At 43.9% G+C, this 17,537-nt stretch carries 17 protein-coding genes; 12 read left to right on the top strand and 5 right to left on the bottom strand.

The annotated features are described in order from the left end of the window. Positions 1-18: 18 nt before the first annotated feature. The 4 genes from NI389_RS07135 to NI389_RS07120 form a co-directional block, all read right to left on the bottom strand. Entirely contained in the window at positions 19-369 is a 351-nt protein-coding gene (locus NI389_RS07135; protein WP_308362193.1) for a DUF2750 domain-containing protein, read from the bottom strand. 11 nt (positions 370-380) lie between these two features. After that, the gene (locus NI389_RS07130) at positions 381-962 is read right to left on the bottom strand and encodes a glutathione S-transferase family protein (RefSeq protein ID WP_308362192.1); all 582 of its coding nucleotides are present in this window, start codon (positions 960-962) and stop codon (positions 381-383) included. A gap of 226 nt (positions 963-1,188) precedes the next feature. Further along, on the bottom strand, positions 1,189-1,470 hold the full coding sequence (locus tag NI389_RS07125) for a peptidylprolyl isomerase (protein ID WP_208844147.1): 282 nt from the start codon (positions 1,468-1,470) through the stop codon (positions 1,189-1,191). Positions 1,471-1,534: 64 nt separating this feature from the next. After that, complete coding sequence (locus NI389_RS07120) at positions 1,535-2,080, bottom strand: glutathione peroxidase (protein ID WP_308362191.1); 546 nt, start codon at positions 2,078-2,080, stop codon at positions 1,535-1,537. Positions 2,081-2,151: 71 nt separating this feature from the next. Here NI389_RS07120 and NI389_RS07115 point away from each other — a divergent pair, with 71 nt between their 5' ends. The 3 genes from NI389_RS07115 to NI389_RS07105 all read left to right on the top strand — a co-directional run bounded on the left by NI389_RS07115 (position 2,152) and on the right by NI389_RS07105 (position 6,197). Continuing rightward, positions 2,152-2,679 (top strand): GNAT family N-acetyltransferase, encoded by a 528-nt coding sequence (locus NI389_RS07115; protein ID WP_308362190.1) that lies wholly within the window; start codon positions 2,152-2,154, stop codon positions 2,677-2,679. A gap of 237 nt (positions 2,680-2,916) precedes the next feature. Beyond that, positions 2,917-4,872, top strand: coding sequence for a sensor histidine kinase (locus NI389_RS07110; protein ID WP_308362189.1), 1,956 nt, complete (start codon positions 2,917-2,919; stop codon positions 4,870-4,872). 188 nt (positions 4,873-5,060) lie between these two features. Then, on the top strand, positions 5,061-6,197 hold the full coding sequence (locus NI389_RS07105) for a response regulator (RefSeq protein WP_308362188.1): 1,137 nt from the start codon (positions 5,061-5,063) through the stop codon (positions 6,195-6,197). A 102-nt stretch (positions 6,198-6,299) separates the two neighbouring features. Here the strand turns inward: NI389_RS07105 and queG are convergent, their stop codons facing one another. Beyond that, entirely contained in the window at positions 6,300-7,433 is a 1,134-nt protein-coding gene (gene queG, locus NI389_RS07100) for a tRNA epoxyqueuosine(34) reductase QueG (RefSeq protein ID WP_308362187.1), read from the bottom strand. A gap of 16 nt (positions 7,434-7,449) precedes the next feature. Here queG and NI389_RS07095 point away from each other — a divergent pair, with 16 nt between their 5' ends. The 9 genes from NI389_RS07095 (at position 7,450) to hflC (ending at position 17,374) form a co-directional block, all read left to right on the top strand. Further along, positions 7,450-8,946 (top strand): NAD(P)H-hydrate dehydratase, encoded by a 1,497-nt coding sequence (locus NI389_RS07095; RefSeq protein ID WP_308362186.1) that lies wholly within the window; start codon positions 7,450-7,452, stop codon positions 8,944-8,946. 2 nt (positions 8,947-8,948) lie between these two features. Further along, complete coding sequence (gene tsaE / locus NI389_RS07090) at positions 8,949-9,425, top strand: tRNA (adenosine(37)-N6)-threonylcarbamoyltransferase complex ATPase subunit type 1 TsaE (RefSeq protein WP_308362185.1); 477 nt, start codon at positions 8,949-8,951, stop codon at positions 9,423-9,425. After that, the gene (locus NI389_RS07085) at positions 9,412-10,749 is read left to right on the top strand and encodes an N-acetylmuramoyl-L-alanine amidase (protein ID WP_372588619.1); all 1,338 of its coding nucleotides are present in this window, start codon (positions 9,412-9,414) and stop codon (positions 10,747-10,749) included. Before tsaE ends, NI389_RS07085 begins: the two co-directional genes overlap by 14 nt. Positions 10,750-10,751: 2 nt before the next feature. Further along, entirely contained in the window at positions 10,752-12,611 is a 1,860-nt protein-coding gene (gene mutL / locus NI389_RS07080; protein ID WP_308362184.1) for a DNA mismatch repair endonuclease MutL, read from the top strand. A gap of 1 nt (position 12,612) precedes the next feature. Beyond that, a complete protein-coding gene (gene miaA, locus NI389_RS07075; RefSeq protein WP_308362183.1) occupies positions 12,613-13,530 on the top strand; it encodes a tRNA (adenosine(37)-N6)-dimethylallyltransferase MiaA in 918 nt (305 codons plus the stop codon). Between the two features lie 77 nt (positions 13,531-13,607). Then, a complete protein-coding gene (hfq, locus tag NI389_RS07070; protein WP_208844137.1) occupies positions 13,608-13,871 on the top strand; it encodes an RNA chaperone Hfq in 264 nt (87 codons plus the stop codon). Positions 13,872-13,889: 18 nt separating this feature from the next. Next, the gene (hflX, locus tag NI389_RS07065) at positions 13,890-15,194 is read left to right on the top strand and encodes a ribosome rescue GTPase HflX (protein WP_308362182.1); all 1,305 of its coding nucleotides are present in this window, start codon (positions 13,890-13,892) and stop codon (positions 15,192-15,194) included. Positions 15,195-15,326: 132 nt separating this feature from the next. Further along, positions 15,327-16,490 carry an FtsH protease activity modulator HflK gene (gene hflK / locus NI389_RS07060; protein ID WP_308362181.1) on the top strand — a complete coding sequence of 388 codons (1,164 nt, stop codon included), beginning with the start codon at positions 15,327-15,329 and terminating at the stop codon, positions 16,488-16,490. A gap of 5 nt (positions 16,491-16,495) precedes the next feature. After that, complete coding sequence (hflC, locus tag NI389_RS07055; protein ID WP_308362180.1) at positions 16,496-17,374, top strand: protease modulator HflC; 879 nt, start codon at positions 16,496-16,498, stop codon at positions 17,372-17,374. The last annotated feature ends 163 nt before the right edge of the window (positions 17,375-17,537 follow it).

Here is a 17,537-nt window from a genome sequence, read left to right as displayed (position 1 = left end):
TTACTATGACATCGAGACTTAGTCTTCTAGTGCTCGTGCAAGGCCAGTCGGTTCGATTTCAACACAAACATTATCATCGTTCCAGTTTAAGCCAAGCAATGCGCTGTCTGCGTTTAACTCTTCAATCCACTCATCAAGCAGTTCGTCCAATGGAATAGCCACAGGTTCGAATTCTGCCCACTCTTCATTGCACTGTGCTTTTGCTTTCTCTTCACTATCCCAAAGTAACAACACATCTGTGTCATCAAATTGGTTTGAGTCACACACGACAAGACCTTCATCGTCCGCACCCAAAGCCCATACTTGACCTTGTTGGCGAACTGCAGTCACAAAGTTTACGAGTTCTGAATCGAGTTCTAATTCATTCATTTTGTTTCTCTTTAATGGTTACGTGGATCGCTTTGTGCTACATCGTCTTGCGTTGAAAACACCGAATAAAAACGTTGTAAATTCGGGTGTTCATCAAGCGTCCACAATGCGCGAAATGCTATCCAATCCAACAAGCAGTATAAACTGATTGCTAAATAACTGCAGTTAATAAATGAGGATTTCTCACACTCCTCATTTAGCAAAGTTAATAGTGATGACACGCGTTCGCGCTGCAAATTAAAAAACAGTTTGTCGTCTTTCGTATCAAAACCTGAGCGGTCACAGAGCAGCAATTCAACACAGGAATCGTTACAGGCATTAATGTAGGTCAACACATTCTCTTGATGCCACGTTAACGCGGAGAGTTGAAACTTTTGTGACACGTAGCGAAAAATGACATTGGAATCACAGATTACCGTAGCGCCGTCGACGAGAAATGGAATTTTTTTCGCAGGGTTATGTTCATTTAAAATTGCACGGCCTTCAGTAGAAAAAATATCAATGTGTTGATAGGTAAAAGGCAAATGTTCGCGTGCTAACCAAAGTCTCAATCTGCGGGCGAACGGTGACGTGTTTGAGCCGTAAAGTATCATGATGCAGTCCTTGTAAAGTTGTCGCTGGTGTTTGATGAGTGAATAGGCAATATCGAATCTTAAGCACTTTTATACCGTGATTAGAAGCACTTGCCAATGCTCCAATGAGAGCAAATTTAAAGGTTAGTAATTAGCGTCTATGGGCAAGAGCCATGCAAGTATCTGCGTAAAAGAGTAAAACAAAAAACGCAGCCATCGCTGCGCTATGTTTTACTGCTTGTACAGATTACTCTGTGCGATTGGTCACCTCTAAAAGATGATAACCAAATTGTGTTTGAACAGGGCCTTGCACTTCATTAATCGGTGCGGAAAAAACCACTCGGTCAAACTCTGGCACCATCATACCCGGTCCAAATTCACCAAGCGCCCCGCCATCTTGGCCAGATGGGCAATTTGAATAGGTTTTAGCTAGTTCGGCGAAATCTTCTCCGGCTATTATCCTTTCTTTGAGGTCTTGGCACTGTGCTTCACTGTCCACCAAAATATGGCGGGCATTCGCAAGTTTCATAGGCTTATCCTTATTATTCTAGAAATCATACTTTAGTCTAGGAGATATTTTAAAATTTGCACCGTTATTTCAAAAGCTTTTCGATGGCACTGCGGAGTTCCTCTGAATCTGGCTTCGTGCGGCTATTGAAGCGCTGAATTTCTTTGCGATCTTTTGAAACAAGGTATTTGTAGAAATTCCAATTAGGTGAGCTTGTCTGTTCGTTTAGATATTTAAACACCGCATTAGCATTACTTCCTCTTACTTCAGATGTGGCCATCATTGGAAAGGTGACGCCATAATTCATAAAGCACACTTTAGCGGTATCTGCTTCGTCGTTTTCTTCTTGTAAAAAGTCATCGGATGGAAAGCCTATCACGACAAGACCTTGATCTTTATATTCCTTATATAGGGCTTCAAGCCCTTTGAATTGGCTAGTAAACCCACAGTTGCTTGCCGTGTTTACGATGAGAAGCGGTTTGTCTTTGAACTCACACAGGTTAATGGATTCTTTGGAATGGAGTTTCCTAAAGGTAGTATTCGTAAAATCGTCGCAGGTTTCAGACGCTGACGTAACGAACGACAGACCACTTACACATAAACCAACACACAATGATGCAATTCGTAGCATTCTTATTTCCTTCCTAATAGAGCTGCTCTACTATACGAGACGATACCACTTTTTGATCAAGAACCCGAATAATGACGCAGAATTTGCTTTTCACTGGTGACTATACAATACGTTTGGCTCAACGCGATGATCTCCCTGCTATTGTCGCAATCTACAACGAAACTATCGAAGGGCGAATGGTCACTGCGGATACCTCACCTGTGACAGTAGAGGAACGTGAACCGTGGTTTGCAAGCCACCATGAAAAAAGACCTATTTTCACGGTCCAAGAGGGCCAAAACACTGTCGCGTGGCTCAGTTTTAAGTCATTTTATGGTCGCCCAGCCTATGACGGTACTGTTGAAGTCAGTATTTACATCACGAAAGCAGCTCACGGTCGGGGATTAGGTAGAACATTGTTGTTGTTTGCGGAGCAACATGCTCCAACCATTGGCATACACACCTTACTTGGCTTTATATTCAGTCATAATTTACCGAGTATGAAGTTATTTGAACGCTTGGGTTATGCCCTCTGGGGGCAGTTACCAAATGTCGCTATGATGGATGGTAAAGAATTCAGCTTGAGTATTTTAGGTAAACGCCTTGTCGAGTCCGTTTAAGTATAGAATCGTTGCTTGCAGCTTTGTCATGTTGCTCAAATTGCACTTGATGAATAAAGAACGGGAAATCTGATGGGTTAGCGTTGGTGTTGGTTCTGACGTAATTATCACGTAAGGCTTGTGTGTTTACGTTAGGCCTCGCTTATTAGTGAACAACGATGATTTACTCTCTAATTTTCAATACGTCCAAATAAATTCGTCTACACTGATTACTGAAGGATTAGTTTCGGTGGCGATATGTCAGATCAAGTTCTCATCATAGATAACAACAGTGTTCTTGCCATGCGCATAAAAGTGCTTTGTGAGCTCTTGGGGTGTGAGGTTGAACATAACCATTTTTTAATGTTGTCCGAAAGGGTCGATTTTTCGCTCTACAATGTCATCGTCATTGCGCACGGATTACCTCGTGACTATATCCCCATCCTTCAACCCCTTAATCGACATCAGAAGATTATATTATTAGCACCAAAACCGGATAACGCCGAACATCTAAAAGCATTTAGTGAACTAAACAAAGTTTTGCCCAACGCCATTGTGATTTACCCGTTTTTTGCAAATAAAGATATTTCTAACTTACTCGAACGTGTGCTGGAAGTCGGTGGAAATAGTCGCTTAGTGCTGCCTACCGTGTTGGTTGTTGATCACGATGAAAATCGGTTACAGCAAATTTGCACCAATTTGCGAAGTGCACAGATAAAGGTATTCTGTGCGACAGGGAAAGAAAACGTTTTAGATATTATTGCTGAAAATAACATCGACCTGTTAATTAGTGATTTTAATTTTGCGGATGTATCGGGGCTCGATCTTTTTACCTTAGTCAAATCTCGGCAACCTAATTGCCGCTGTTTGTTGATGACGTCGCGAGCGTCACAAGTTGATATGCTGGTGGCTATTCGCCAAGGTGTCGATGATGTTTTAGTAAAGCCGATAAACGAAAACATGTTGCTGCAAGCATTGCACCGAGTCTGGCAAATCGAGTTATTACGACGTCATAATCAAGAACTAGTCGAGCGCATGCAAGCTACAGTAGATGCCTTAATTGAACGTGACAGTCTATTGCGTGTTATTTACAAACACACGCCAGATCCAATCATGTTGTTTAATCGCAATGGCCTCATCATTGAAGCGAACGATGCATTTACGCAACTAGTCAATAAAACCTCTGAAGAGTTGGCCGGTTTTTCATTTTTTGAATTGCTGCAAAGTGGCTGTGTCGACAAACTAAAACAAACTATTCAATCTGATGCGCACAAACGTCAATTTAGCTCAGATGTGAATTTTCCGACTAGCGCTGGAATGATCCCGATGATGGGATCGTTTAATGAAATCGATCACCATGGCGAAATGGCGTTTGCGGTTATCTTCAAAAATATTGCGCACTTAAAAGAAAAAGAAGAATTGTTAACCGAAGCAAAGGAAATGTTGGAAGAGCAAGTTTTGGCTCGAACTGCTCAGTTGCAATTGGCTAAAGAACAGGCCGAAGCGGCCAATTTAAGCAAATCAGAATTTTTAGCCAACATGTCCCATGAATTGCGGACGCCGATGCACTCCATACTCAGTTTTGCTCGTTTTGGTCTTGAGAAACTTGAGTCGACTATCGTACCCGTTGATAAGTTAAGTAAGTATTTATCCCGTATTGAAACAAGTGGGGAACGGTTGTTGTCGTTACTCAATAATTTGCTGGATTTATCTAAACTTGAAGCGGGTAAGTTTCCATTTAGACCAGAAACACATGATCTTGCGTCTATCATTAAAACTGCCATTGATGATGTTTCTGGTAGTGCACTTGAAAAGCACATTGAACTTATATTTCACCCGCCTAAAGAATCTGTTCGGTGTCTGTGTGACCGTGAGCAGCTCAATCAGGTGTTTCGTAACCTTTTAGGTAATGCACTTAAATTTAGTGGTCCAGAGTCGCAAGTCATGGTCACAATAACCCATGATGATGTTTTGGCTCGCATCAAAGTGATTGATAGCGGCGTTGGGATCCCAGAAGACGAGTTAGAGCATATCTTCTCGAAGTTTGCACAGAGTAGTAAAACGAACAGTGGTGCCGGTGGAACAGGACTTGGATTGGCTATTTGTCGAGAGTTTGTGACGCTTCATGGTGGGCAAATTTTTGCAGCGAATAACCCTCAAGGCGGGGCCACTATCCACGTCGAGATCCCACTGCAAAGCGAAGCGACAATTTGAATTAATTCATGATGCTACTGGCAAGCTTCGAGTTTGTCGCTATAACTTAATATGAGAGCCTTAATTGATTTCAAATTTGGGATAAACGTTACCCGCGTTAAATCAAAAGTGCTCAAGCGTTGTTTTTAAAAAGAATTCTTTAGTACTTTGATTTTACTCACTTGGGTTTGCGTAAAAAGGAAGATTAGATGGAATTAAGACGTATCTTGGCGGTGGATGACGAACCGTTTAACCTCGAAATTATAGAAGAAATATTAGAAGATTTGGACTTTGAGTTGGCGACGGCAGCCAGTGGTCCCGAATGTTTAGAAATGGTGGAAGCGTATAATCCGCAAGTTATTCTGCTGGACGTCAGTATGCCACAAATGAATGGCTATGAAGTTTGCAAAGCGCTCAAGGCGAACCCTAATACCAGCCACATCGTTGTTATGTTTGTATCAGCCCGAGGCTCCGTTGAAGAGAGAATGGAGGGCTATTCGGTTGGTGCTGAAGACTACATTGTGAAACCGTTTGGGCATACTGAATTAAAATCAAAACTTATGAATTTGAATAAGCTGCTTGAAGAAAAAGCATCGCTTACTCAGCAAATTGAAGATGCGACAAATACGGCATTCAGTGCTATGGCGACCAGCAGTGAAATGGGGCAAATCGTCAACTTCATTGAGCAAATCGGTGAAATTGAAGACGTCAACGAGCTTGCTCATGCTCTACTGCGCTGTTTAGAAAATTTTGGTTTGTCGAGCAACCTTGAATTTCGCATTGATGATGAGCGTCAACATTACGCCTCGTCAGGAGTGTGTTCCCCCATCGTCATCGAGTTGTTCGATATCTTAAAAGGAAAAGGTCGACTGCACGAATTCACAAATCGAATTTTGGTTAACTACCCAGTAATTAGCCTGTTAATTTTAAACATGCCAACGGATGACCCTGACAAGCGAGGTCGGATCCGTGACCACATCTGTTTTATAGTTTCCGTGACGGAGCAGCAATTGAGAGCAATCCTGACACGCTGCCGACTGCTCGATCAGCAACGAAACTTGAATGATGCAATCGCCATGATCCACACAAAATTTCATGGCATGGTCACGTTGCTTGATAAGAATCGCAAAGAAAACGAATCGGTGTTCAAAGAGCTACAGGAAGAGTTTGAAAACAGGATCCCAACTATGGGATTGGATGAAGACCAAGAGGTGTTTATTTTTTCTAAGTTGGATACATCTATCCAACGTTCGATTGCACGGGAAGGTGCGATACAGGATGTAAAAGGCGCATTCAAAGAAATTGAAAGTGACTTAGCTTTGCTTGCGCAACACGTGAACAACTAGTCCGGAACGATACATTTTACGGTTTTGAGTCTAACGTTGGGCTGATGAGATATCAGCCCTTTTTCTATATCGACTTTAAGTAAGGGTCGTTTCCCCGTATGGTTATGAATCGCGCGGAAGTCCTTTTTCGACAATACGAATTAAGCGCGCCATTTTTCTATTTTTTTCAGTGCGTTTAGTCGCTTGTTGTTTGAGTGCCCAGTCAATGTGCTCCAGAATCACAGGTGTCGCATTTTCTCGTCGTGACTCTAAGGCTGACACGATGGTTTCATCATAGTCAGCGTTACCCATACCGACCGATAAATTGCGAAGCCATTTTTCATGACCTATTCGACGTATAGCACTGCCTTCTGTGTGCTTAAGGAAGGTCGCTTCGTCCCATAAAAACAATTCGGCAAGCGATCTGTCTTTAAGCTTAGCTCGCGGTAAAAAATCGGTTTCTTGAGTAAGTTGGCCATAACGGTTCCATGGACAAACGAGTTGGCAATCATCACAACCGTAGATCCGATTACCCATTTTTTCCCTGAATTCGATAGGAATGGGCCCATCATGTTCGATAGTGAGGTATGAAATACAGCGTCTAGCGTCAACAACGTACGGTTCGACAATCGCACCTGTTGGACATAGCGTTAAGCACGCGGTGCATTTGCCGCAATGTTCAGTTTTTTGAACTTCCTCTATGGGAAGCGGTAGATCAACAAACAGTTCGCCTAAGAAAAACCATGAACCGGCTTGTCGGTTTAGCAGCAAGCTATTTTTCCCTCGCCAACCGAGTCCTGCATTTTCTGCAAGTTGACGTTCCATTACTGGGGCTGAATCGACAAACGGACGATAACCTAATTCAGCGACATGTTGTTTTATCTGTTCGCCAAGTTGCTTAAGTTTGTTTCGCATTACTTTGTGGTAATCGCGGCCAAGAGCATAGCGGCTAATATAGGCCGTTGATGGTGACGACAACGCTTTTGCAAAGTGCGCATCAGGTGGAAGGTAGTTCATTCGTACACTTATCACACGAAGTGTGCCTGGAACAAGTTCGGTTGGGCGTGCGCGTTTTAGGCCGTGAGCCTCCATATAATTCATCGTGCCATGATACCCTTTTTCAAGCCACTCGAGAAAAGGCTGTTCATGTTCACTTAAATCAATACCTGTTATACCAACATCATCAAATCCGAGCGCTTTTGCCCATTGCTTAATTTGGTCAGCTAGGTCACGATAATCAATAGTCGGAGTGCTCACGAGAATACTTAAAAAAATGAAACAATTCAGCGCTAATTTACCACAAAAAGCCTATACCGCGCACCAAGTAAGAGACAATGAAGCATTGGCTGCCGAACAAAGTGGTACAACTTTGTCTCAGTTAATGCAACGTGCAGGAAGTGCAGTTGCAGCGTACGTGCAATCTTACTGTCAGAGTCAGGAGTTAGATGGTGCTTATACGGTCGTATTGTGTGGTAAAGGCAATAATGCGGGAGATGGCTACATTGCGGCGAAGATCCTAAAAGAGTTAGGTTTACGGGTCGTTGTTTGGTCGTTGTTTGATCCTTCGTTGTTAAAAGGTGATGCACAGGACGCATTCAATGCGTTTGTCGACTTCGGTGGTGAAGTAACGCGTAAATGCCCGCTTGATTTAGATGAAGCGGCTATCACGATTGATGCGGTATTTGGTGGGGGATTCCGTGGACAACTGCCTGAGGCGGTTCAGTCGGCATTTGATAGCATCGAAAATGCAAGTACCTACAAGGTAAGCGTTGACATTCCTAGTGGCGTTAACGGCACGACCTCAGAAGTGAGTGATAACGCATTTCAAGCGGATGTCACGGTTACTTTTATTGCACTTAAACAGGGTATGTTAACCGGACAGGCAAGAGGCTGTTGCGGGCAGATCCTGTTTGCTGGACTTGGCGTTGCAAAAGCATTTTCTAAACTTGTTGCAGGTACATCGTCTTTTTCATCTGAGGTGCAACATTTTCGTTCTATTCCTGTACGCGCTTTCGACAGTTACAAACATCAATTGGGGCACGTTTTATTGATTGGCGGCGGCAAAGGGATGGCAGGAGCAATTCGCTTAGCCGCCGAGGCGTGTTTACGCTCTGGGGCGGGTTTAGTTAGTGTAGCGACTCACCCAGACAACGTTGGTGCGGTGCTGCAAGGACGGTACGAATTGATGGTACATGGCGTTGAAACTGCGCCACATTTACATGCGTTATTGGATAAAGCAACAATCGTGGTATTGGGGCCTGGTCTTGGATTAGATGCCTGGGCCAAGGAGCTATTTTTTGCCTGCAGTGAGGTAACATGCCCACTTGTCATCGATGCGGATGGTTTGACCTTATTGGCGCAAAATCCGCAGGCGCTGAAGGCAACAGTGGTTACACCTCATTTGGGCGAAGCGAAACGATTGCTCGATAGAAATGACGTAGAATACGTTCATCATCGTTTTGAACTTGCGGAAAAGGTGTATCAGACGACCAAAGCAATTACGGTCCTAAAGGGACCTGGTACCATCATACAAGGCTATGAGCGGCGAAATATTAATCGTTCAGGAACGCCGGCGATGGCGAGTGCTGGGATGGGGGATGTATTGTCTGGTATCATTGCGGCTTTGTTAGCGCAGCAAGTCCCGACATTTGCAGCGGTTTGTTTAGCTGTGTATATTCATGGATTAGCAGCTGAAGAGGCAGCAAAAGACGGTGCATTAGGATTAGTCGCTAGCGATTTGTTTAGCCATATCAGACGTATATTGGGGTAGTCATGAACTTGCTGTTTTCCAGAGCTTTAGAGAATGAAGATGCAACCGTTGCCATGGGACGTCAACTTGCTGCTGTATTGCACTTAGGTGGGGTGATTTACCTCAAAGGGGATTTGGGCGCGGGTAAAACCACTTTGAGTCGCGGAGTTGTGCAAGGGCTTGGCCATACGGGTAAAGTAAAAAGTCCAACGTATACCTTAGTCGAGCCGTATGAATTGGAACGCATCAATGTTTACCATTTTGATCTATATCGATTAGGAGACCCAGAAGAACTAGAATACATGGGGATCCGTGACTATTTCAGTCCCGAAACGATATGTATTGTTGAGTGGCCAGATAAAGGGACAGGATTTATTCCTAAACCTGATTTAGATATTGAAATGCGCTACGTGGGAGATGCACGAGAAATCGCCATTTCCGCTTGTTCATCTCGTGGTCAGGAATTGATCGAAAAACTACAAAGTGATGAAAATAAATAAAATAATAATCCTATTTTTCGTGTTGAGTGCTTTGCTCATAACGCAGGCACATGCCAGCAACAAAATTGAAGGGGTGCGGGTTTGGCCTTCTCCTGAGAGCACTCGGGTTGTTTTCGATCTCTCGAGCAAGCCCGATTTCTCTTATTTTATGCTTAAAAACCCCTATCGTTTAGTCGTCGATTTCTCAGATACGGATAAATTACCATCCTTACCTGAGGTACCCGACGAGCATCGCATTATCAAAAAATTGCGTTACAGTTCCCCGAAAAGCAAAGGTGACTCCCGAGTCGTATTCGATTTATCTCGTACAGCAAAACCGGTTGTGTTTGCTCTTGCGCCAACAGGCCCTTATAAGGACAGGTTAGTCGTAGATTTGTATGGCACTCAAATGAGCGCTTACAGCAATGAAAGTACAAATAAAAAGTCAGACTCTCGGGAGAAAGATCGCAACATCGTAATTGCGATAGATGCTGGACATGGTGGTGAAGACCCCGGTTCAATTGGACCTTCGGGTACGTACGAGAAAAACATCACACTGCAAATTGCCAAACGTTTAGTGCGGTTAATTGATAATGAGCCCGGAATGGAAGCCAAATTGATCCGTACGGGAGATTATTTTCTGAAACTTAACACGCGAACAGTAAGGGCTCGAGAACGCAAAGCGGATTTCTTTGTGTCTATCCACGCCGACGCGTTTACTCGACCTGAACCAAGTGGTTCTTCTGTGTGGGTGCTGTCTTTAAATCGGGCCAATTCTGAAATAGGTAAATGGCTAGAAAATACAGAAAAACACTCACAATTATTGGGCGGTGCAGCCGACGTTATCAAAGACACCGAAAATGAACGCTATCTCGCGAAAGCTTTGCTCGATATGTCGATGGATCATTCGATGAAGACGGGATTCCAAGTGGCGGAGGAAGTTATTGGGGAACTGCGCAAGGTGACCAAACTTCACAAACGAACACCACAAGCGGCAAACTTAGGTGTGCTGAAATCACCAGATATACCATCAATTTTGGTCGAAACGGGATTCATCTCTAATCCGACAGAAGAGCGGATGTTACTGTCTAGTTCACATCAAGATAAACTAGCTCGAGCAGTGTTTAACGCAATCAAAGGCTATTATTGGCAAAATCCGCCAGCCGACTCATTGTTTGCCTCAATGAGAGACGATAATCCGGTTAAGCACACTGTGAAAGCGGGTGAATCGCTCAGTGTTTTGGCAAGTCGCTATAAGGTGAGTGTCGAGTCTCTTAAGCGCTTTAACAGTTTAAAATCTAACACATTGTTTGTTGGGCAAGTGCTCACTATTCCAAAGGCTTAAACATGGCAATTGAAATTTTACCTGCACGTTTGGCGAACCAAATTGCAGCAGGGGAAGTTGTCGAACGTCCTGCGTCAGTGGTTAAAGAATTAGTCGAAAATAGCCTCGATTCTGGGGCGACAAAAATTCAAATCGACATTGAACGAGGTGGGCACAAGTTAATTCGGATCCGAGACAATGGCAGCGGCATTATCAAAGAGGAACTAACCCTTGCGCTTTCTCGCCATGCAACAAGCAAGTTGAAGACGTTAGATGACCTTGAAAACATCATTAGCTTGGGATTTCGTGGTGAAGCTCTCGCATCAATTAGTTCTGTTTCCCGTTTAACACTGAGTTCAAAGCCAGAGGCGCAAGAAACCGCATGGCAAGCCTTTGCCGAAGGTCGTGACATGGCCGTTCAAGTGCAACCGACATCACACCCAAACGGAACGACAGTTGAAGTCAAAGATCTCTTTTTTAATACGCCTGCTCGGCGGAAATTTTTAAGAACAGAAAAGACCGAATTTGCACATATTGATGAATTGGTTAAGCGGATAGCCCTTAGTCGCTTTGATGTCGCTTTCACACTAACTCACAACGGTAAAGTAGTACGCCAGTACCGAAGCAATGGAAGTGTTGACGCAAATATACAACGTGTCGCACAGGTTGCAGGAAAGGCTTTCTTAGAACAAGCGGCATTTCTAGAGTCGGGTACGGATGGATTAACCCTGTTTGGTTGGTTAATGCCTGTAGGGACCTCGGGGAGTACGCAGTACACCTACGTTAATGGTCGCATGATGCGTGATAAGCTCATTCAGCATGCTATTCGACAAGCGTACGAAGAGATTGCGGGCAATGAAGAAGTTCCATCTTTTGTCCTCTACTTGGTGTTAGACCCAAGGCAGGTTGATGTGAATGTCCACCCTGCAAAACACGAGGTACGCTTTCACCAAGCTCGGCTAATCCATGACTTTATTGTTCAAGCGGTTAAACAAGTTGTTTCAAGTGAGCAGCACACCTTTGGTGAGATTGCCACAAACGCTGTCGCTGAGAATGAAATTGAATCTCCATCATTTGAGCTGACACACTCAGAACCGAGGAATTTCCAGCCGCCTGAATTTGCTTATGCGCAGGACGCGAAGGAACACAGAGAGTTTGTTGCACCGCTTACTCGTTCTATTCGTTCGGCGAGTGACGCTCGAAGTGGTGGAGGCTACACGGCTTCCCATAAATCGACACATCAGTACAACGTTAACCGGCTTTATCAAGAATTGGATGTTCCATTGCATCCTCGCGAGATTGAGTCTGCTGACAGGATAAGCGAAGCGCAGCCAACGACGGCTTCTAAAATCCAAGATGTTCTCCCTGTGGCCGGAGGTTTGCGCTTGTGGACTCAATCAGGCGTTTTGTTTGGCGTACACTATCGTGAAGCATTGCCCGCATGGTGGCAAAATGTGATCGAAACTGATGGGGCATTACCCTCGAAAGCTTTACTACTGCCAGTCAGAGTTGCAATAGATGAGTGCGATTCAGCGCGCGTCAAGTTACAAGAAGCGACACTAGCGTTAATTGGCTTTGAAATTCATACGGCTGAACGTTTTGTCATCGTGAAGAAAACGCCACCAAGCCTTTATCAATTGGATGCGGCAGAATTGATTCAGCGGCTTCTTGCGAAAATAAATCGTTTGGAATCGACCGTGGATTTGTGCCAATGGTTCGAATGGATGGCGCAAAATGTACCGGATGTCTTTTTTGAGAGTCAGGCGTTCTTAGTTAACGTCACGGAACTTGAAAAAAATCCGATTTGTATCGCCCGTTTAGAGGAAAAAGCAGTTAAAATAGATACCAATGTCTTAATGACACAGATATTGGATGCGAAGTAGATTGAAAAAATTACCAGTAATCACCTTAATGGGCCCAACCGCTGCCGGAAAAACCGATTTGGCAATCGCGCTTTGTCAGCATTTAGACACAGAAGTGATCAGTGTCGATTCAGCATTGGTGTACAAAGGGATGGATATTGGTACAGCGAAACCGACGCTTGAAGAGCAGACACAAGCGCCACATCAACTGATTGATATACTCGACCCAAAAGAAAGTTATTCTGTGGCTGATTTCCGCCGAGATGCAATATCGCATATTGAACGATTGCATCGTTTAGGAAAAGTGCCAATTTTGGTTGGTGGCACCATGATGTATTTCAAGGGGCTCATCGATGGTCTTTCGCCGTTACCCGAGGCTGACCCAAAGATTCGAGCCGTGCTTGAGCAGGAGGCCGACGAATTAGGCTGGCCTGAAATGCACAAAAAGCTGGTGGAAGTGGACCCAATTGCTGCAAGCAAAATCAGTGAAAACGATTCGCAACGTATTAATCGTGCACTCGAAGTTTATCGAATTACGGGCAAATCGATGACTGAACTGCAAAAAACAAAAGAAACCCCGCTTCCATACGAGTTTCATCAATTTGCAATTGCACCAGCTGATCGTAGTGTATTGCATGAACGTATTGAGCTTAGGTTCAAAAAAATGCTTGCAGAGGGGTTTGAAAATGAAGTTTCGGCCCTATATCAGAGATCTGATTTACATCCAGATTTGCCCTCCATCCGTTGTGTTGGGTATCGGCAAATGTGGGATTACTTAGCGGGTCGTTGCGATTATGACGAAATGGTATTCAAAGGGATTGCCGCGACTCGACAGCTGGCTAAGCGACAGCTGACTTGGTTAAGAAGCTGGCCGGAAGTTACATGGTTAGATAGTGCTGACCAAGAAAACTTGCAACGTGTTGTAAGTTCGCTAAGCTAATAGAAGTCATACGAAAAAGTTACGTAAAGACTTTGCGGGCAAAATTACAATAACACCTAAGAACTAAGGAAAATAACATGGCAAAAGGCCAATCGTTACAAGACCCATTTTTGAATGCGCTACGTCGTGAGCGTGTTCCCGTTTCAATTTTTTTAGTTAACGGAATCAAATTGCAAGGCAAAATCCAATCGTTTGACCAATTTGTGATTTTGCTTGAAAACACGGTAAACCAAATGGTTTACAAACATGCCATTTCTACAGTTGTACCAGCTCGCGCAATTACCTTCCAAGGTATTCAAGGTGCGGAAGGCGATAGCAACGCAGACGATGGTAATTATTAAGAAGTAGGAGCGTAATGCTTGTTTGACCGTTATGAAGCCGGCGAACAGGCAATCTTAGTTCACGTAAACTTTTCTAATGACAGCAATCGTGAAGATTTGAACGAGTTAGAAATGTTGGTATCTTCTGCGGGTGTTAATACGTTGGCGGTTGTGCAAGGCAGCCGTCAATCGCCCCATGCCAAATTGTTCGTCGGTACAGGCAAAGCAGAAGAAATAGCTGAGATTGTCAAATTCCACAACGCAGATGTCGTCATTTTTAACCACCAACTCAGTCCCTCTCAAGAACGAAATTTAGAGCGAGTGTGTCAATGCCGTGTGTTAGATCGAACTTCGTTGATCCTTGATATTTTTGCTCAACGTGCACGTACGCACGAGGGGAAACTACAGGTTGAGCTTGCTCAACTACGTCACATTTCTACACGACTTATCCGAGGTTGGACACACTTAGAACGTCAAAAAGGCGGGATTGGATTACGCGGTCCGGGTGAAACTCAGCTTGAAACAGACAGACGACTTCTTCGTGAACGTATCAAGAGCATTATGAAACGTTTGGAAAAAGTAGCAACGGTACGTGAACAGGGACGACGAGCTCGAGCTCGTAATGATATCCCGACGTTATCGCTTGTCGGTTATACCAATGCGGGTAAATCAAGTCTATTTAATCGCATCACTGGCGCGGATGTTTATGCCGCAGATCAGTTATTTGCGACATTAGACCCAACGCTACGAAAAATCGAAGTAGACGATGTGGGGCCTGTGATTTTAGCCGATACGGTTGGCTTTATTCGCCATTTACCCCATGACTTGGTTGCCGCGTTTAAAGCAACATTGACCGAAACACGGGAAGCTGATTTACAACTGCATGTTATTGATGTTGCAGACCCGCGCCGTCAAGAAAACATTCAAGAAGTGCAAAAAGTCTTAGCAGAAATAGAGGCAGATCACATTCCTCAACTGCTTGTTTTTAACAAAATAGATTTACTTGAAAAAGTCAGCCCGCAAATCGATAGAGACGACGAAGGGCTACCAATTCGAGTTTGGCTGTCAGCCCAGTCTGGTGAAGGAATAGAACTGCTTTTTCAAGCAATTACCGAACTGTTATCTAAAAAGGTGTTTGATGCCCAACTTAAGGTACCGCCTAGATTTGGTAAATTGCGAGGTGCGCTATTTGGATTAAATGGTGTGCAAGACGAGCAATATGATGATGAAGGTAATTGGCTGGTCTCCGTACGCATACCAATGGTAGATTGGGAAAAGCTAAAAAAGGAACAGCAACTGGACTTAGATAACTTGATTGTTGAATCGGTAGATAGGACAATCTAATTTACGTTTAAGCACAGGCTTGTGCTGCAAGTGAGTGGGAAAACTGAGAAATAGTCGCGCTTTTTTCTGTCAGTGGCGCGATATATTTGTTAGATTTAACTTAATTCATTTTAATAACAATGGAGTAGAGCTATGGCCTGGAACGAACCGGGTAACAATGGCAATGACAAAGATCCGTGGGGTAACCGCGGTGGTCGTGACCAAGGGCCTCCTGAGCTTGATGAGGTGTTTCGCAAATTCGGTGATAAATTTGGCGGACTATTTGGTGGTAAACCAGGTGGTAGCGGCGGACTAAGCGGCATCGGATTCACTCTTGTTTTTTTAATCGCGCTAGTCGTATGGGCACTAAGTGGTGTTTATACGGTAAAAGAAGCGGAACGTGGCATTGTATTGCAGTTTGGTAAATTTGATCGCATAGCAGAGCCTGGCTTACGTTGGAAAATGACGTTTATTGAACGCGTTATTCCAATTGATATTGAAGCGGTACGCTCGTTGTCAGCGTCTGGTTTTATGCTAACTGAAGACGAAAACGTGGTAAGCGTGGAGTTTGAAGTTCAGTACCGAGTTGTTGACCCGACACTTTATCGTTTCAGTGTAACGGATGCAGATCACAGTTTACAACAAGCGCTAGACAGTGCATTACGTTATGTTGTCGGCCATTCACGTATGGACGAAGTGTTGACGACGGGTCGTGAGATCGTTCGTCAACGCACGTGGGACGAACTTAATAAGGTTATCGAGCCTTATAAGCTGGGTATCATTGTCACTGACGTAAACTTCAAAGATTCTCGTCCTCCAGCAGAAGTGAAAGATGCGTTTGATGATGCAATAGCTGCACAAGAAGATGAAGAACGTTTCATTCGTGAAGCTGAAGCTTATGCTCGTGAAATCGAACCTCGAGCGCGTGGTCAAGTGACGCGAATGACTCAAGAAGCTGAGGGTTATCGTGAGCGCGTAGCGTTAGAGGCTCGAGGTGAAGTAGAGCGCTTCGAAAAACTTTTACCAGAATATAAAGCAGCGAAACAAGTAACACGCCAACGTTTGTACATTGAAACGATGGAAGAAGTGCTTGGCAACAGTTCAAAAGTGCTTGTTGATGTTGAAGGCAGCAACAATATGTTGTACTTACCTTTGGACAAGATTATGGAAAATCATGGTGGGCAAACGCCAACTTCGTTACCAAATCAAAATGACATCAACCACCTACGCAGTAAACTAAGTACGTCAGCGCGCAACAACAGCACGCCGCAAAGCACAGACCGCTTTGCCAATGACCGTTTTAGTAATGGGAGATAAGACTGATGAGAAATTTTAGTGTTGTATTACTCCTTGCTGCCGTTGTGCTGTGCTTTTCTTCTGTATTTGTTGTAACAGAAGGTCAGCGAGCGATCGTTTTATTGTTCAGTAAAGTACAAAAGGACTCTGACGATAAAGCGATGGTGTATGGTCCAGGTTTACATTTCAAAGTGCCATTCTTTGCGCAGGTACGCCATCTCGATGCGCGTATTCAAACGCTAGACGGAGCACCAGATCGTTTCGTTACTAGTGAGAAGAAAGACTTGATTGTTGACTCGTATGTGAAATGGCGAGTGAACGATTTCAGCGCATTCTACCTTCGTGCACGTGGTGATAAGCAATATGCTGAAACGCTACTCAAGCAAAAAGTGAATAATGGACTTAGAACGAACTTTGGTTCTCGTACAATCAAAGAGATCGTCTCTGGTGAACGAAGCGAATTGATGGAAGAGGCGCTCGTTCAAGCAGGTGAAAGTGCAAAAGAACTGGGGATAGAAGTGCTTGACGTTCGCGTTAAGCAAATTAATTTACCAGGCGAAGTGAGTAGCTCTATTTATCAACGTATGCGTGCAGAACGTACAGCAGTGGCTAAAGAACACCGTTCGCAAGGTCAAGAAAAAGCTGAAACTATTCGTGCTGAAGTTGACCGTAGAGTAACTGTAATGCTTGCTGACGCTGAGCGTAACGCACGAGCTGTACGTGGTGAAGGTGATGCATTATCTGCCAAGATTTATGCAGATGCTTATAATAAAGACGCTGAATTCTTTGGTTTTGTACGTAGCCTAGAGGCCTACAGAAAGACCTTCAAAGACAAGAATGATGTGATGGTACTTTCACCGAACAGTGAGTTCTTTAATTATATGAAGGAAGCGAAAGCTAAATAATCTTATTTGGTTATCACTTCTGATAAGCCTCGAATTCGTTCGGGGCTTTTTTATTAGTTAGATCATATAGTTTTAAAAAGAACGAGATGAACGCAGAAAAATTAACCATTACGGGGGTGTCTTCCCTTTGCTTTTCTGGTAAAATCTGCCCCTAATTTTTTCT

Source organism: Pseudoalteromonas xiamenensis, from assembly GCF_030994125.1.
GTDB lineage: Bacteria > Pseudomonadota > Gammaproteobacteria > Enterobacterales > Alteromonadaceae > Pseudoalteromonas > Pseudoalteromonas xiamenensis_B.
Note: the sequence above shows the minus strand (reverse complement) of the source record. Positions and strands in the feature narration are given on the sequence as shown.

Coding starts and splice junctions, on each gene's coding strand:
- NI389_RS07135 (WP_308362193.1), bottom strand. CDS start 369: ATGAATGAATTAGAACTCGATTCAGAACTCGTAAACTTTGTGACTGCA.
- mutL (WP_308362184.1), top strand. CDS start 10,752: ATGGCAATTGAAATTTTACCTGCACGTTTGGCGAACCAAATTGCAGCA.
- NI389_RS07105 (WP_308362188.1), top strand. CDS start 5,061: ATGGAATTAAGACGTATCTTGGCGGTGGATGACGAACCGTTTAACCTC.
- NI389_RS07085 (WP_372588619.1), top strand. CDS start 9,412: ATGAAAATAAATAAAATAATAATCCTATTTTTCGTGTTGAGTGCTTTG.
- NI389_RS07125 (WP_208844147.1), bottom strand. CDS start 1,470: ATGAAACTTGCGAATGCCCGCCATATTTTGGTGGACAGTGAAGCACAG.
- NI389_RS07095 (WP_308362186.1), top strand. CDS start 7,450: ATGAAACAATTCAGCGCTAATTTACCACAAAAAGCCTATACCGCGCAC.
- NI389_RS07130 (WP_308362192.1), bottom strand. CDS start 962: ATGATACTTTACGGCTCAAACACGTCACCGTTCGCCCGCAGATTGAGA.
- NI389_RS07115 (WP_308362190.1), top strand. CDS start 2,152: ATGACGCAGAATTTGCTTTTCACTGGTGACTATACAATACGTTTGGCT.
- tsaE (WP_308362185.1), top strand. CDS start 8,949: ATGAACTTGCTGTTTTCCAGAGCTTTAGAGAATGAAGATGCAACCGTT.
- NI389_RS07110 (WP_308362189.1), top strand. CDS start 2,917: ATGTCAGATCAAGTTCTCATCATAGATAACAACAGTGTTCTTGCCATG.
- hfq (WP_208844137.1), top strand. CDS start 13,608: ATGGCAAAAGGCCAATCGTTACAAGACCCATTTTTGAATGCGCTACGT.
- hflC (WP_308362180.1), top strand. CDS start 16,496: ATGAGAAATTTTAGTGTTGTATTACTCCTTGCTGCCGTTGTGCTGTGC.
- NI389_RS07120 (WP_308362191.1), bottom strand. CDS start 2,080: ATGCTACGAATTGCATCATTGTGTGTTGGTTTATGTGTAAGTGGTCTG.
- hflK (WP_308362181.1), top strand. CDS start 15,327: ATGGCCTGGAACGAACCGGGTAACAATGGCAATGACAAAGATCCGTGG.